This window comes from Ruegeria sp. E1, from assembly GCF_056534225.1.
The window spans coordinates 56,305-72,280 of sequence record NZ_JBQFPE010000006.1; the positions used below are offsets into that span (position 1 = coordinate 56,305).

A 15,976-nucleotide genomic window follows, 5' to 3' on the forward strand; every position below is an offset into this window, starting at 1 on the left:
CCGCCGGAATCGCGAACTGAGACTGCGGCCCGAAATCGACCATTGTTGCGCGTAAACTCGGGTCTCAGCTGGAATAGCCGGATGATAACCTGCTGAAAATACGCGCCAATAGGCCGCCAAATATTCAGTGCGTGATTTTAGGGAAAATCATGGCTGGGGTGGTAGGATTCGAACCTACGATACACGGTACCAAAAACCGCTGCCTTACCACTTGGCTACACCCCAACGGTGAGCGGCTATCTACGACTGTTGCCTTCGGGGTTCAAGGGCTTTTTCGGCAAAAATTGCACCAAGCTGTCAAATAATTTTCTTATCTGTCGGTGGGCTTGTTGCTACGCTCGGAGTTGGTTGTCCAGAGCGATTTAATGGTTGGGAAAAGGCCAGTTGGGGCCATGGCGAGCCTGAGTTTTAGATACCGGATTTGGGCCCTTTGCTTCGTGTGGCCTGTCTTAGAGAAGCCTGCAAATGAGAGTGCGTGTCAATCTCAGAGTAGCGGGTGTAAAATGTTGAAATAGTGATGGAAATCGTGAAATTCTGTTGACACGGGCTAGGGCGTACTTACCTGTTTTGGTACCGGCCCACATTTAAAGGAGCGACACATGAACTTGAATCAGAAAGTCGCGGAAGCGCTGAACAAGCAGATTAACAACGAACTGCACGCATCCTACACCTATCTTGCCATGGCCGCTTATTTCGAAGGCCAGGATCTGCCCGGATTCGCAAACTGGTTTCGTGGTCATTCCGCAGAAGAAGGTCAGCACGCAATGCGGATTTTCGATTTCATCTCGAAACGTGGCGGACGGATTGAACTTGATGGGATTTCAAAACCGCAGGCGGACTACGCGTCACCTGTGGATGTTCTGGAACAGGCGCTCGCGCATGAAAAAACCGTAACCGGGCAAATCAATGCGCTGTTCGAACTGGCGCATGAAGTCAAGGAATACAGCACGCAAAACATGCTGAACTGGTTCCTGGCCGAGCAGATTGAGGAAGAGGATCTGTTTGCCTCGATCCTGGATCAGACAAAGGCGGCAAACGGGGATCGCTGGAACCTGCTGTTGCTGGACAAGGAACTGGGAAACCGTGGGGCCGAATAGCGCCGCTATTCACGGATCTCTGCCGCGTCGACGCCCCATAGGTTGGTCTTAAGCGTCCAGCCACGATAGCCGCCTGCCGAGATGCGGCACCAATCGGGTGAGCATGTGCCAAGCCGGGCAACGACACCGGATTCGAAATGCGCGTTGACCTGCGAATTGGGGTCCGGGGCGGCATAAACCGGCAGCAGGTCGGCCTCGATCAACACGGTTCGCACGCCGGATAGCAGCGCATAGTGCACCCACCCCCCGGCACCGTCACGGTCCTGAACCTTTCGCCAGTTGCCATATTCAGCCGTGATTTGCAGCGGCATACCACGCCGTTTGAAAACCCAGTCGATTCGATGGGTCAGGGACGGGCCGCGCCGTACATTGCCCTCGGCCGCTTTCATCGAGACATAGCGTGGCAACGGCAGGTTCGTGACCGGGCCGCGCTGATCCTGCGCCGAAGCCATCAGAGGGCAGCACGCTAGAAGAAACGCAGAGATAATCGCCAAACAAAGGCGTTTCACCAAAAAAATAGCACTCACTGCCTGCCTGCTCTTATGCCTGTTTGTCGTGCTTCTAAAAAAGGTCGCGTCAATGCGCATGGGGTTCTTGTGCCCCGTCTGATCCTGCGCCACGATGCCATGGCGCGCAACTGTTTGCAAAGCGGTAGGAGGTCCCGGGTGCCAAGAGAACGTCTGAGTGTTGTTGTTACGCGACGGTTGCCTGCGGCGGTTGAAACAAGGCTAAGCGAGCTTTTCGACGTCAAACTGCGCGACACCGACATACCGATGACGCGCGAGGAACTGACAGCTGCCGTGAAGCAGGCAGATGTGCTGGTTCCGACCATTACCGACACGATTGATGCGCGGATTCTGGGGCAGGCGGGCGATAAACTGCGCCTGATCGCCAACTATGGGGCAGGGGTCGACAATATCGATGTGGCAACGGCCCGGCAGCGGGGCATTCTGGTTTCCAACACCCCCGGCGTGTTGACGGATGATACAGCGGATATGACCATGGCGCTGATTTTGGCGGTCACGCGGCGCATCCCCGAAGGGCAAAGCCTGATGCAGAAAGGCGATTGGAACGGCTGGGCCCCGACTGCGCTTTTGGGTGGCCGACTTGGCGGCCGGCGGCTGGGCATTCTGGGCATGGGCCGGATCGGTCAGGCCGTGGCCCGCCGCGCCAGTGCGTTCGGAATGCAGGTCCACTATCACAACCGCAAGCGCCTGCGCGCCGAGATTGAAGATGCGTTAGAAGCCACCTATTGGGACAGTCTTGACCAGATGGTCGCCCGGATGGACGTGATTTCGATCCACTGCCCCTCGACGCCCTCGACGTTCCACCTGATGAATGCCCGCAGGCTCAAGCTGTTGAAGCCGACTGCTGTGGTGGTGAACACCTCGCGAGGCGAAGTGATCGATGAAAACGCCCTGACGCGCATGATCCGGGCAGATGAAATCGCGGGTGCGGGGCTGGACGTGTACGAGCGCGGGACAGATGTGAACCCGCGCCTCAGACAATTGCCGAACGTGGTTTTGCTGCCGCATATGGGCTCGGCCACATTGGAAGGCCGGATCGAGATGGGCGAAAAGGTCATCATCAACATCAAGACATTTGAGGACGGCCACCGCCCGCCGGATCAGGTCGTGCCGGCGATGTTATGAACATATTCTGAGATCAGGGGAAACAGGATGGTGCAGGCAGCCACTTTGCCGCGCAATGACACGGGCATCGAAACTGTGGTCGGTATTCTCAAGCAACGTTTCGGGGACAGGCTGCAAACCGGCGCGGCGATCCGTGAACAACACGGGCACACGACCACTTGGATCGAAAACCAGTCCCCCGACGCCGTGGTTTTCCCTCATTCGACCCAAGAAGTGTCCGAGATTGTCAAAACCTGTGCCGCGCACAAAGTGCCGGTGATTGCGTTTGGCACAGGCACTTCTCTGGAAGGGCATGTAAATGCACCGGCAGGTGGTGTTTCGGTGGATCTGAGCCAGATGAATAAGGTTCTTAAGGTGAACTCGGGTGATCTGGACTGTGTTGTTCAGCCCGGTGTGACCCGCGAAGATCTGAACACCCATTTGCGCGACCAGGGTCTGTTCTTCCCCATCGATCCGGGGGCCAACGCGTCTCTGGGCGGCATGGCGGCGACGCGTGCCTCGGGCACCAACGCGGTGCGCTATGGCACGATGAAAGACAACGTCCTGAGCCTGGAAGCCGTCATGCCTGACGGGCAGATCATTCGCACCGGGCAACGCGCCAAGAAGTCGTCGGCCGGATATGATCTGACCCGCTTGCTGATCGGGGCCGAGGGTACGCTGGGCATCATCACGGAACTCACCTTGCGTTTGCAGGGCATCCCCGAAGCGATCACCTCAGCCCGCTGTTCCTTCCCTACAGTAGATGCGGCCTGTCAGGCGGTGATGATTACGATCCAGTACGGCATCCCCGTAGCGCGGATCGAACTGCTGGACGAGATGTCGGTGCGCGCCGCCAACGCCTATTCCGGGCTGGCCCTGCCCGAAACGCCACTGTTGTTGCTCGAATTTCATGGATCAGACAACGGTGCCGCCGAACAGGCGGAAACCTTCGGCCAGATTGCCGAAGAGTTTGGCGGCGCGGATTTTACTGCCACATCGACCACGGAAGAGCGTAATAAGCTGTGGCAAGCCCGGCACGACATGTATTGGGCCAGCCTGCAACTGCGCCCGGGCGCGCGTGGTATCTCCACCGATGTCTGTGTGCCGATCTCGCGGTTGGCTGAATGCGTGACCAAAGCTCAGTCAAAAGCCGAAAAGCTTGGTCTGCTGGCCCCTATCGTGGGCCATGTGGGCGATGGCAACTTTCACACCTTGCTGCTGATCGATATGGAAAACCCCGATGAAGTCGCCAAGGCCGATGAATTTGTTGGCTGGCTGAACGAACTTGCGATCTCGATGGAGGGGACCTGCACGGGCGAACATGGGATCGGTCAGGGCAAACGGCCCTATCTTGTCAAAGAACTGGGTGCGGCAACACAGGTGATGGCTGCAATCAAGGCCGCGCTGGACCCGGACAACATCATGAACCCCGGCAAGATCGTCTGAAAACGAAATTCATCTTTTCCCAAATACTCAATCGCAACGGCGGCCACGCTGTAAAAGGCCGCTAGTTTTTCACCGGCGTCGGTTTTGTGCGCAATTGCGTCGGATGGACTTGGCGGTTTGGGCTCTGGTTGGGCATAAACCTTGCCAAACAGACTCAATCCGGAGAACGGGCTCATGAAAACCCAAGTCAAAGCACTGGTCGTTGGCGGCGGCGCCGTCGGGACGTCGATCGCTTATCATCTGGCCAAGGCAGGTTGGGATGATGTGATGTTGATCGAACGGGACGAGCTGACGTCCGGGTCGACCTGGCACGCAGCTGGTCTGCTGCCGCTGTTCAACATGTCCTACGCGACAACGCATATCCACAAATACTCGGTCGATTTCTACAAGCAGCTCGAGGAAGAGACCGGCCTGAACGCGGGCTTTGCTGTCGTCGGCAACCTGCGCATGGCGCAAACGCAAGAGCGCATGGACGAATACATGCTCTATGCCTCGACCGCCGAAACCTGCGATGTCGCCTATGAATGGCTGACCCCCGAACAGATCAAAGAGCGCTGGCCGCTGATCGAAACCGGCGATCTGAAAGGTGCGATCTATCACACCGAGGATGGCTATATTAACCCTGCCGACGTGACACAGGCGATGGCCAAGGGCGCGCGCCAGCGCGGGGTCGAGATCGTGCGCAAGCTACAAGCCGATGCTTTCCACTGGACCGGCACGCATTGGGAAGTCACCTGCACCAAGATGGTGGAGAAGGGCGGCAACCTGGTTGAAAGCGACGAGCAGGTGGTGATCACCGCCGAGCATGTCGTGACCGCATCGGGCAACCACGCGCAGCGCACGGCCAAGATGCTGGGCATCAAGATGCCAGCGATCCCGGTCGAACACACTTTCATCGTCATGGACAAAGACCCTGAGCTGGTCAAATGGCGCGAAGCAGGCAACCCGGAACATCCTGTCGTGCGCGACGCCGACAATGAATCCTATGCGCGCGAAGAACGCGGCGGTTGGATTTTGGGCATCTACGAACACGGCGCGCCGGCCCGGTTCGAACATGGTGTACCGGACAGCTTCCGCGCCGACCTGTTCCCGCTGGATATCGACCGGATCGCGGATCAGTACATGGCAATGGCCGAACGCGTGCCGTCTTGCGCTGAATCGGGCCTCAAAGACGATTTCAACGGCCCAATCTGCTACACCCCCGACGGCAACCCGTTGGTTGGTCCGGCTCCGGGCCTGCGCAACATGTGGCTGGCCGAGGGCTTCAGCTTTGGGATCACCGCAGCAGGCGGCACCGGCTATTATCTCGCGCAGATGATGGTTGATGGCGAAGCCGAAATCGACATGGCCTCGCTGGACCCCAAACGGTACTCGTCCAACTGGATGACCACCGAATTCGCGGCGCGCAAGAACGAAGAGTGCTATGAGCACGTCTACATCCTGCACCACCCCGACGAAGAACGTGAGGCCTGCCGCCCGCTGCGTACGGTTCCGGCCTATGACCGGCAGAAAGCGCGCGGTGCTCAGTTCGGCTGGGTCAATGGCTGGGAGCGCCCCAACTACTTTGGCCCCGTCGACGCGCCAGAGAACTTCGACCATGACGCCCGCAGCTTCCGCCGCGGTGGCTGGTGGCAATATGCCGTCGACGAAGCCAAGGCGATCCGCGAAGGCGTTGGTCTAATCGACGCGTCGGCCTTTACCAAGCACGTCGTCAAAGGCCCCGGAGCGACTCAGTTCCTGGATTGGTTCACCTGCAACAAGCTGCCCAAGGTCGGTCGGATCAACCTGACCTACGCGCTGACTTCGCACGGCACCACCCGCACCGAATACACCATCGTCCGCAATGGCGAGAATAACTATTACATTGTCTCTGCCGGTGCCTGGACCGAGTATGACGCCGACTATCTGCGCAAGGCGGCCGAGGACAAGATGGAGGAGTTCGGCTACATCGAGATCCAGGACGTAACCACGCAGTGGGGCGTCTTTGCCATCGCCGGACCCAAATCGCGTGACGTTCTGAAAGAGGTCATCAAGGACGCCGATCCGGAAACCGCTCTGTCCAACAAGCGCTTCCCATGGCTGTCGGCCCGTCAGATCGAACTTGGTATGTGCCCAGTCAACGCAATCCGCGTGGCCTACACCGGTGAGCTAGGCTGGGAACTGCACCACCCGATCGAGATGCAGAACTATCTGTTCGACCTGCTGGAAAAAGCCGGTGAAAAGCACGGTATGAAGCTGGTTGGCGCGCGCGCCCAGAACTGGCTGCGTCAGGAGAAATCCTATCGCGCATTTGGCACTGAATTGGGCCGCGACGCGACCCCGCTTGAGGCCGACCTGCCGCGCTTTGTCGATCTGTCGAAAGACTTCTACGGCAAAGTTAAGCTGGAAGAGACCGGCGTGCGCTTTAAGTGCTGCACCATGCTGATCGATGGGCCGGATGATGCCGACCCTTGGGGCCGCGAGGCGCTTTATACCCCGGAAGGTGAGCGTGTGGGCCGTCTGACCTCGGGCGGATATTCCGTCGCATTCGAGAAATCCATCGGTATGGGCTATGTGAAGCCTGAGCTGGCGGTCGAAGGCACCAAGCTACAGGTCAAGATCCAGGACAAGCTGTGGGATGCGGTCGTAACCTGCGACAGCCCTTATGATCCGAAGAACGAAACCATCCGCAAGGACGGCTGAGTTTGGTCTGATCCAAGCGCGGCGCATCGTGAATGTGCCGCCTCTGGCGGCCCATGCCTCCGGCGGAGGTATTTATTAACAGAAGAAGCGGGGGGCTGGTCACAAGATCCAGCCCCCCTGCTTTTGGCGAGGGGGGCCTTCTCCTGTTGCGGCCATCGGCGCCTCCGCCTGTGCCGCAAAGACACTATGCGCCTTGGTAGGTTAACAAACCGTTTCTTCTTCTGTTCAAAAATACCTCCGCCAGAGGCAAGCCTGCGTAAGCAGGCTTTGAAGCCGCGCCGATGTGCTCAGGTCTTGGGTTTGCTTGCTATGAAGGCCAGATTATTTGCGGGCATCTCTACAGCATCAACCATGATCAGTTTGCAGCTCTGCAGCAGATCGATCATGTCGGTGTCGTTCTTGTAACCGATTTCTATATCCTGCTGGATCAACGCGTCATGGAACCGTTTGTCCCCGTCGCTTGTCAGAGTGCCGTTGCGCATGAATGGGCCATAGAGGATCAAAATCCCCTCAGACCGCAGCGCTTGCGCCGCTTCCGCAACCAATGTCTGAACCTCCGCCCAACTGATCAGGTGCAGTAGGTTGATCAAAACGATCAGGTCCTTCTCGCCATGATGTTGGTGCCACCCTTCAGCGGTCGCGTTCAGGTCGACAGCCGGGGCGACGTTTGGCAGGCCCCTGGCGTAGACATCGATGCTGTTACGGCGTTCGCGATCCACTTCGCTGGGCTGCCAATGCAACCCGGTCAAACGCCCGGCGAATGCGGCGGCGTGTTGCCCGGTACCGCTGGCAAGTTCCAGCGCTCGACCTGAGGGTGGCGCGTAACGGGCCACAAGATCGCACAAGGCGTCGGCATTGCGGCTTGCGGCGGGTGCGACAAGGCGGCCATCCTGACCTTGGGTTGCAACGCTTGCATTTGGTGGCAGTTTTCGTCCTGTCATGCGCGTAACCTGTCCGGTCGTAGGGCTGTTATATCCGCCATGTCCAGATCAGGTTGATCGCCAACCGTCAGGTCCGCAACCAGCCGAGACGCCGCGGGTGAGGTCTGGAACCCATATCCCCCCTGACCTGCGGTCCAGACAAAGCTGCGATCTGCCGGATCAGGCCCCAGAACTAGCGTTCCGTCTGGGGCAAAGCTGCGTAGTCCCGCCCAATTTGTTTCGACCCGCGTGACCGTTTCTGTAACCAGCGCCTCATACCGGGCCAATCCTTCAGCCAGAACCATATCGTCAGCATATGCGTCCTGCGGCGGGACCGGGTCGGCGTCTGCCGGGGAAACCAGAAGTTTTCCAGCGTCGGGTTTGGCGTACCAGCTTTCTCCTGCGCCCAACATCATGGGCCAGCCCGATACGTCATGTCCGCCGGGGGCAGGAAGCCGTGCCATGGATCTGCGGCGGGGGGTTATTCCGATTGGATCGATCCCGGCCATGACAGCAATTTCATCCACCCAGGCACCGGCCGCGTTCACAATAATCCGGGCGTCAAAACTATCCTGCGCTTCGACGATCCAGTGACCATCCTTGCGGATGCGGGATACCTTGCGGCGGGTCAGAACCGTACCGCCATTGGCCCGTATGGTTCGTGCAAAGTCTTGCAGCAGACGATCGGTGTCGATGTCGGATGCGGTCTCATTGAGGGCGGTGAAAGCGACAGTTTCAGGGTTAATGATCGGCACGCGGGTACAGGCCTGATCCAACGGGATCGGATCCAGCTTCAGTGCTTCGATGTCGGTTTGGAATAGATCGGCCTGATCGGCTCCGGCCAGCAGCATAAGACCGCGCGGGGTCAGATACCCACCATTTTCAGACTTCAGAAACTGTGCGCCGGCCCGGTTCAGGGCTGTCACGGAAGGCGGCCCGTAGTCTTCCTCGAACATAGCAGCAGACCGCCCCGAACTGTGATAGCCAAGCGCGTCTTCCCCTTCGAGTACCGTAACAGACCCATGGCCGGACAGGCGAGCGCCTGCGCTGAGCCCTGCAATTCCACCGCCGATAACAAGAAAATCGATCATGGCCTTTGATCCCACACGAACAGGACGACTGCAATCAAGTTGCGCTTTTGTCGACCATTGGGGGCTTGCCAGAAACAGGCAAAAACCTTCAAGGACCACAAGCAGCCTTGAATTTGTGCACCAACCGCTCCAAACAAGATGCAGTTAAAAGACAGGAGGACAGGGTGAGCACTGCGGATCTACACCCAATGGCCACGGGGCATATTCCGTCCTATGTGACCCAGGCGGATGGAAGCGATTTTCTTTTTACTTTCATGCTCATATTCACGGTTGTCGTGATTATATTGATCGGGGTGGGCTATTTCACCCTGCATTCGATCCCCGAAAAGATCGCGCATGAATCGAACCATCCGCAGTTTCAGTTGGTTGGTATTCTGGCTCTGCTGGCACTGTTTACCCATAACGGCCTGTTCTGGGTGGCGGCCATACTGGTGGCAGGTTTCCAGTTCCCGGATTTTGCGGCGCCCCTGCGTGGGATTGCCGATGCGATCCGGTCACTTGCGCCACAAAGACCGCCCGAGCCCGCGCCTGTAGTCGAGGAGCCCGCTGCCGTTGAACCCACCGCGACGCAGGAGCACTAGGATATGTTGGAAACATTGATGTGCGCCCTGGTTACGGTGCTGCCTGACTATCTGTTCCGTCGCTTCGTTCAGGGCAAGCGGATCGGGCACGAGATTACCCTGTTCACGATGTGGTACGAGTTGCGCTGGGGCCTGACCACCTGTGCCATTCTGGCGCTGACGGTGATTACGACGCTGTTCTACTTCCATCCCTCAAGCAGCGCCGCAGCGTCCTTCTTTCGCACCGTGACGATCCTGCCGCAGGTCGGCGGGCGCGTGTCCGAGGTGTATGTGCGCAATAACGAGCAGGTCGTTGCCGGTCAGCCGATCTTCCGGATCGAGGATTTTACCCAGAAAGCACAGGTTCAGGCCGCAAACGCGCAAATCGCGCAGGTTCAGGCCTCGCTGAAGGTTGCCCAGACCGATCTTGCCGAGGCCGAGGCGGGGATCGCAGGGGCCAAAGCCTCGCTGGATCAGGCGCTTGAGGATCTGGAACGTAACACCACCCTGCGTGACGAAGGATCAAGCGCCGTTCGCATGGCCGAGATCGACCGGCTGGAAAATCTGGTCGCCGAGCGTGAAGCTCAGGTGACAGCTGCGGAATCCCAGCGTGCTGCGGTTGTGCAGCAGATTGAAGAGTTGATTCCGGCGCAGTTGACCAGCGCCAATGCGCAGCTTGATGCGGCGCTGACCGAATTGGACAAGACGGTGATCAACGCTGGCGTCTCGGGCCGGGTCGAACAGTTTGGCCTGCAGGTTGGCGATTATGTTAATCCCCTGCTGCGGCCTGCGGGTATTCTTGTGCCGTCGCATTCCGGCCATGACCGGTTTCAGGCGGCGTTCAATCAGCTTTCGGCACAGGTTATCAAACCCGGCATGATCGGCGAACTTGGGTGCATGACCAAGCCCTTCACCGTGATCCCCGTAGTGGTGGTCGAGGTGCAGGATGTCATCCCCTCGGGCCAGATCAGACCGTCGGACGAGTTGCGGGATGTGCAGACCAACACCAATCCGGGATCGATCCTTGTGTATCTGGAACCTCTTTACAAAGGCATGGCGGATGACATTCCACCGGGCAGCAATTGTCTGGCGAATGTCTATACCGACAACCACGAACGGCTTGAACATGGCGAACATGGTTTTTGGGAGGGTGCGTTCCTGCATGTGGTCGATACGATCGGCGTGGTTCATGCGGCGGGGCTGCGTTTGCGGCTGATCCTGATGCCGGTGAATACGCTGGTTCTGAGCGGCCATTGATGCCTGATCAGGGGCGACTTGGGCTGCCAAATAACCTCAGTCGCCCGCAGGCCAGTGTGAAATGTCTGTAGTTCACAGCGACAGGCCCCTGCTGGCCGCGGGACTGATGATCGGCGCGATGGTGATTATCGGGGTGATCGACAATTTCATCGCGCCCCTGTCCCAACATATCGGATTGTGGCAGTTTCACCTGTCGCGCGCGTTGATGGCCTGGCCACTGGTGGCTGTACTGCCTCTGTTGGGGTTGGGTAGCCTGATGCCCGTCCGGTTCTGGACCGTGGCCCTGCGCAGCCTGTTGGTCGCCATCTCGATGCTGTTCTACTTTTCAGCGCTTGCGATGATGCCGATTGCACAGGCATTGGCCGGGTTGTTCACCTCTCCTATCTTCATCCTGTTGATTTCAGCCGGAGTGATGGGGCAACGCATCGGCATCTGGCGGATACTGGCCGTCGCAGTCGGGTTTCTGGGGATTATACTTGTGCTGCAACCAGACCCGTCAGATTTTGACCTGAACGTTCTGATCCCGGTTTGCGCGGGGTTCTTCTATGCGCTGGGCGCCATTGCCACACGCAGCCTGTGCGCCGGAGAAAGCACCGTAGCGCTGTTGGCCGGAATGTGGATCATGCTGGGGCTGTCTGGGGCGGTGGGCACCGCCGCTCTGGCTGTTTGGCCGATCTGGCAGCCCGGTGATGAGGTGCTTTTTGTAACCCGGCCCTGGGTCTGGCCGATGTGGGACGCTGTGCCGCTGATCCTGATGCAGGCCGTGGGGTCCGTGTGCGGTGTTTTCATGATCATCAAGTCTTACCAACTGGGCGAGCCTTCCTATGTCTCGGTGTTCGAGTATTCGGTCATGATCTCAGGCCCAATGTTCGCCTGGATCGCCTTCGATCAACCGGTCGGAGGTTGGCAGGCTATGGGGATCGGCTGCATTGCTGCCGCAGGATCGATTATCGCCCTGCGCTCGCGCTGATCCGTGCAAGCATACTGCGTTGGAGGGCGGTGGGGTTGATTGTTGCTTTGCGGACAAAGCCGAAATTCATTCGTTGCGAATTTGTGCATTTGGAAAGAGCTTCTGGATAACAGAGCGTCGCATTTGCATGGCAAGTGGATCATGAAAGATTTCTAGTGCGTTGGCTGCCTGTTCTGACGTTAACCAGCCGTCCGAAATACGCCACCGACGAAAGAACAACCAATCGATACTATTGCTTCTTGATAAAGCCAGACCACGTCGTGCCCGTTCTTCTGTCCAAGGCTTACCGAGTTGGGCCTTCGAGCCGTACCTTGCTCGCATCTGTTCGATTGACGCCTTGCTTTGCGCCACGCTGTCATCAACATCTTCGTCGGTTATTACTGTAAGGCGGGTCAGTTCATCTCGAATGTCAGCAGGCATCGTTTCACAAGCCTTTGCCAGAGCATCAACAAAACGCGGGTCAGTTGAGATGCTCATGTCCCAAGTCTTGGGTTGAACGCGCCAGAAAAGCAGCTCCGCTTTTTTTGTCCAAGTGTTAGTTCCAAAAAGACCTAATGCACCGAGAACCTTAAGAACTTTATCGTCAGCGTGTGCACAGCCAAGTCCGTTGGAACGGTTTATGTTTACACTAGGAAGCGGAGGGCCACCTACTAGAGTTACGACAAACTGTTCCTTTTTGGGTGGCGGCAGGCTTCCGTCAAGTAGTCTGTACGACAGTTCATTTCGCTGGCTTGCCAGATAAAGCACTGCAACGCAGATATCGTCCCAACGAGGTAACACAGCAGGACGTCTAGGCGCATCAAGTGGAACTGCGCCCCATTCGGTTTCGCGGGCATAGCCGAGTTTTGCGAGCGCCTCACAGCCCATTTGGAATGCACTTGAAAAGCTGTGATCCCAGCCCTTGCCGTTGTGAGCCAATGGCAGGGCATTCGATAAATAATCACAAGCCGCTTCGGGCCATTCAGGGTTTATGTTGTCTGAAAACATTGCTGGTTTGGCTACTTACTTTCCTTGAGATAACCACCCAAAACTATTTGTGCTTATACGTCAATTTGGGCTCATTGCGGCCCTCTGAAAGTAAGTTGAGCATCCGCGCAACAGGCTAATAAACTTCACGGATGTCCACACAAAAAAAGACCCGCGCAAGTCGCGGGTCTTTTCTAAGTCTTGATGGGTCATCCGTTACTGCGGAATTTCGCCTTCCAGCCCTTCGACATAGAAGTTCATACCAGCCAGAGTACCGTCATCGGCCACTTCGCCCTCAGCCAGCCAGTCGCTGCCGTCCTGCTTTTTCAGCGGGCCGGTGAACGGGTGGTATTCACCCGCAGCCATTGCTGCTTTCAACGCCAGTGCTTCTTCTTTGACGTCGGCCGGAACCGCGTCCGAAATCTCGCCGATTGCAACCATGCCTTCCCGGATGCCATCCCAGGTGTTCGCGGTTTCCCAGGTCCCATCCATCACGGCCTTTGTCCGCGCGATGTAGTACGGAGCCCAATCGTCGATGATCGAAGACACGCGCGGGAAGGGCGCGTATTCGCTCATGTCCGAGGCCTGACCGAAGGTGACAACATTGCCAGCCTCTTGCGCAGCCGCTTGCGGCGCGGTCGAGTCGGTGTGCTGCAGGATCACGTCTGCGCCCTGTTCGATAAGAACGGTAGCGGCGTCAGCCTCTTTTGCCGGGTCAAACCATGTGTAGGCCCAGACGATCTTGAACTCGACATCAGGGTTTACCTTTTTGGCATGGACATATGCCGAATTGATGCCCCGGATCACTTCGGGGATCGGGTACGAGCCGATGTAGCCGATGATGTTCGACTTGGTCATCTTGCCCGCGATGTGGCCCTGAACAGCGCGACCTTCGTAGAAGCGTGCCGAATAGACCGAAACGTTCGGCGCAGTCTTATAGCCGGTGGCATGTTCGAACTTCACGTTCGGGAATTTCTTGGCCACGTTGATGGTCGGATCCATATAACCGAACGAAGTGGTGAAGATCAGATCCGCCCCTTCCAGCGCCATCTGAGTCATGACACGCTCGGCGTCCGGGCCTTCGGGAACGGATTCGACAAAGACGGTCTCAACTTTGTCGCCGAACTCCTCTTCAACGGCCAGACGACCCTTGTTGTGTTCATAGGTCCAGCCTCCGTCACCCACCGGGCCGACATAGACGAAACCGACCTTGGTCTTATCCTGGGCCATGGCCCCCGAGGCCAGACCCAACGCCATGGCGGCGCTAGCTAAAAGTGTAGTGAATTTCATGTGTTACTCCCCAAGTTGGTTCAGTTGGCCCCTAGTGTGAGGCATGGAAGGTTCGGCCCAGCGAGGCAGGTGCACTGCTCTTGTCCGCCGAAAGGATCACAAGCACAAGGATCGTGATGATATAGGGCGACATTGCCAGATACTCGACAGGGATGGCAACGCCCGCTGCCTGCAAATTAAGTTGCAAAACGGTGATGCCGCCGAACAAATAGGCGCCCAGCAAGACACGCCACGGTTTCCAACTGGCAAAAACCACCAGCGCAAGGGCGATCCAGCCGACACCGGCGGTCATACCCTCGGTCCATTGCGGCACGCGGATCAGGCTGATGTAAGCCCCGCCCAGACCTGCGCAGGCCCCACCAAACAGGATCGCCATGATGCGGATCTTGATGACCTTGTACCCCAGCGCGTGTGCGGCATCGTGGTTTTCACCCACCGCGCGCAGGATCAGACCAACGCGGGTGTATTTCAGCGTGGCCCAGACAGCGGCGGTCAATGCGATCCCGACATAGAGGATTGGATCATGCTGGAACAGGATCGGACCAAGAACCGGAATATCACTGATCAAAGGGATGTGAATGTCCTCCATATCCGGCGGTTTGATCCCGACATAACGCTGCCCCATCAGGGCGCTGAAACCGAGGCCAAAGAGCGTCAGCGCGAGACCGCTGGCCACTTGGTTTGCAAGCGCCACCTGCGTCAGCACCACGAACAGCAGCGACAGGACAGCCCCGCCAATGGCCGCCGCGACAAAACCCAGCCAGGGTGAGCCGGTCTCGACCGAGATCGCAAAGCCGCTGATAGCGCCAACGATCATCATGCCTTCGACCCCAAGGTTCAGAACGCCTGCCTTCTCGACAACCAGTTCTCCGATCGCTGCCAGCAGCAGGGGGGTTGCGGCCACCATCAATGAGGCCAGCAAGAGCACGGGATTGATTTCAGTAAGATCCATGTCACGCTACCTCGCTACGGGCCGCACGAATGCGGTAATTGGTCAAAAGGTCGAAGGCCAACAGGAAGAACAGCAACATCCCCTGAAACACCTGAATGGCGGCAGCGGGCAGACCCAGCTGAGACTGCGCGATTTCCCCGCCGATATAGGTCAGCGCCATCAGGAAACCGGCCAGCAGGATGCCCACAGGGTGCAGGCGGCCCAGAAAGGCTACGATAATCGCGGTAAAGCCATAGCCCACGTTGAAATCGATGCTGACCACGCCAGACGGTCCGGAGACCTCGAACATCCCTGCCAAGCCAGCCAATGCGCCGGACATGCCAAGGCAGAACAGGATCAGCCGCGCCGGATTCACACCTGCGAATTTCGCCGCCCGCGGGGCTTCACCCGTCAGGCGGATGTGAAAGCCCAACATATGGCGGTTCAGCAGAACATAGGCGAAAATCACCGCGACAAAGGCCGCCACGACCCCCCAATGCATCCCCGAGCCCGCAATCAGCTCGGCATTATGCGCACTCTCATAGGATTGCAGATTGCGCGACCCCGGAAAGCCGAACCCTTCGGGGTTTTTCAGAAGCCCCAACGAGACCGAGGCCAACATCTGCTCGGCCACATAAACCAGCATCAGTGAGACAAGGATTTCGTTGGTGCCAAAGCGGACCTTCAGAAAGGCTGGGATCATTGCCCACAGCCAGCCACCAAAGGCGCCCGCGATGACCATGATCGGAAAGATATAGAACGCGTCTAGGGGATAAAAGGCCAGCCCGGCTCCGGCCCCAAAAATGGCGCCCATAATGTATTGCCCCTCAGCACCGATATTCCAGATACCCGCGCGAAAGCCCAATGAAAGGCCAATTGCGATCAGCACCAGCGGGGCACCCTTCACCAGCAATTGCGGCCGGTAATAGAACGAAAACTCCCCGAACAACGGTTCCCAGAAGATCGTCCCGATGGCCTGCACCGGGTTTTTGCCCAATACGGCAAACAGAATGCCACCAAACACCATCGTCGCGATCACCGCGACCAGCGGTGTAGCATAGGACCATGCTTTTGACGGCTGTGGCCGTTTCTCCAACACAATCATCTGCTTGCTCCCCAACGTTTTTCATCTTTT

14 protein-coding genes and 1 tRNA gene are annotated in these 15,976 nt (G+C 57.9%); 7 read left to right on the forward strand and 8 right to left on the reverse strand.

Annotation, left to right across the window (positions count from 1 at the left end; translation table 11 throughout):
- Positions 1-150 precede the first annotated feature (150 nt).
- Positions 151-225, reverse strand: a tRNA-Gln gene (locus ACR0FG_RS08990).
- 374 nt (positions 226-599) lie between these two features.
- On the opposite strand from ACR0FG_RS08990, the gene ACR0FG_RS08995 reads away from it, so the two are divergent.
- Entirely contained in the window at positions 600-1,097 is a 498-nt protein-coding gene (locus tag ACR0FG_RS08995) for a ferritin (RefSeq protein WP_480892183.1), read from the forward strand.
- Between the two features lie 5 nt (positions 1,098-1,102).
- Here ACR0FG_RS08995 and ACR0FG_RS09000 read toward each other — a convergent pair whose 3' ends face one another.
- Positions 1,103-1,549: an SH3 domain-containing protein gene (locus ACR0FG_RS09000; RefSeq protein ID WP_480892599.1), complete on the reverse strand. Its 447-nt coding sequence runs from the start codon at positions 1,547-1,549 to the stop codon at positions 1,103-1,105.
- A gap of 213 nt (positions 1,550-1,762) precedes the next feature.
- Between ACR0FG_RS09000 and ACR0FG_RS09005 the strand changes: the two genes are divergently transcribed.
- The 3 genes from ACR0FG_RS09005 to ACR0FG_RS09015 all read left to right on the forward strand — a co-directional run bounded on the left by ACR0FG_RS09005 (position 1,763) and on the right by ACR0FG_RS09015 (position 6,856).
- A complete protein-coding gene (locus ACR0FG_RS09005; protein WP_480892186.1) occupies positions 1,763-2,749 on the forward strand; it encodes a 2-hydroxyacid dehydrogenase in 987 nt (328 codons plus the stop codon).
- A gap of 27 nt (positions 2,750-2,776) precedes the next feature.
- The gene (locus ACR0FG_RS09010; protein WP_480892188.1) at positions 2,777-4,174 is read left to right on the forward strand and encodes an FAD-binding oxidoreductase; all 1,398 of its coding nucleotides are present in this window, start codon (positions 2,777-2,779) and stop codon (positions 4,172-4,174) included.
- 174 nt (positions 4,175-4,348) lie between these two features.
- A complete protein-coding gene (locus ACR0FG_RS09015) occupies positions 4,349-6,856 on the forward strand; it encodes a GcvT family protein (RefSeq protein ID WP_480892191.1) in 2,508 nt (835 codons plus the stop codon).
- A gap of 287 nt (positions 6,857-7,143) precedes the next feature.
- On the opposite strand, the gene ACR0FG_RS09020 is transcribed toward ACR0FG_RS09015, so the two are convergent.
- Both ACR0FG_RS09020 and ACR0FG_RS09025 read right to left on the reverse strand, forming a co-directional pair.
- Entirely contained in the window at positions 7,144-7,797 is a 654-nt protein-coding gene (locus ACR0FG_RS09020; RefSeq protein WP_480892193.1) for a DUF938 domain-containing protein, read from the reverse strand.
- Positions 7,794-8,867, reverse strand: coding sequence for an NAD(P)/FAD-dependent oxidoreductase (locus ACR0FG_RS09025; protein WP_480892195.1), 1,074 nt, complete (start codon positions 8,865-8,867; stop codon positions 7,794-7,796). Before ACR0FG_RS09025 ends, ACR0FG_RS09020 begins: the two co-directional genes overlap by 4 nt.
- A gap of 164 nt (positions 8,868-9,031) precedes the next feature.
- Between ACR0FG_RS09025 and ACR0FG_RS09030 the strand changes: the two genes are divergently transcribed.
- From ACR0FG_RS09030 to ACR0FG_RS09040, 3 genes are all read left to right on the forward strand, one after another.
- Complete coding sequence (locus ACR0FG_RS09030) at positions 9,032-9,448, forward strand: hypothetical protein (protein ID WP_480892197.1); 417 nt, start codon at positions 9,032-9,034, stop codon at positions 9,446-9,448.
- Between the two features lie 3 nt (positions 9,449-9,451).
- Positions 9,452-10,684, forward strand: coding sequence for an HlyD family secretion protein (locus ACR0FG_RS09035; protein WP_480892200.1), 1,233 nt, complete (start codon positions 9,452-9,454; stop codon positions 10,682-10,684).
- A gap of 61 nt (positions 10,685-10,745) precedes the next feature.
- A complete protein-coding gene (locus ACR0FG_RS09040) occupies positions 10,746-11,654 on the forward strand; it encodes a DMT family transporter (protein ID WP_480892202.1) in 909 nt (302 codons plus the stop codon).
- Between the two features lie 66 nt (positions 11,655-11,720).
- On the opposite strand, the gene ACR0FG_RS09045 is transcribed toward ACR0FG_RS09040, so the two are convergent.
- The 4 genes from ACR0FG_RS09045 to ACR0FG_RS09060 all read right to left on the reverse strand — a co-directional run bounded on the left by ACR0FG_RS09045 (position 11,721) and on the right by ACR0FG_RS09060 (position 15,946).
- The gene (locus ACR0FG_RS09045) at positions 11,721-12,641 is read right to left on the reverse strand and encodes a hypothetical protein (RefSeq protein ID WP_480892203.1); all 921 of its coding nucleotides are present in this window, start codon (positions 12,639-12,641) and stop codon (positions 11,721-11,723) included.
- A gap of 195 nt (positions 12,642-12,836) precedes the next feature.
- A complete protein-coding gene (locus tag ACR0FG_RS09050; RefSeq protein ID WP_480892205.1) occupies positions 12,837-13,910 on the reverse strand; it encodes a BMP family ABC transporter substrate-binding protein in 1,074 nt (357 codons plus the stop codon).
- Positions 13,911-13,941: 31 nt separating this feature from the next.
- Positions 13,942-14,862: an ABC transporter permease gene (locus tag ACR0FG_RS09055; protein WP_170713344.1), complete on the reverse strand. Its 921-nt coding sequence runs from the start codon at positions 14,860-14,862 to the stop codon at positions 13,942-13,944.
- A gap of 1 nt (position 14,863) precedes the next feature.
- Positions 14,864-15,946 (reverse strand): ABC transporter permease, encoded by a 1,083-nt coding sequence (locus tag ACR0FG_RS09060; RefSeq protein WP_480892208.1) that lies wholly within the window; start codon positions 15,944-15,946, stop codon positions 14,864-14,866.
- Between the last annotated feature and the right edge of the window lie 30 nt (positions 15,947-15,976).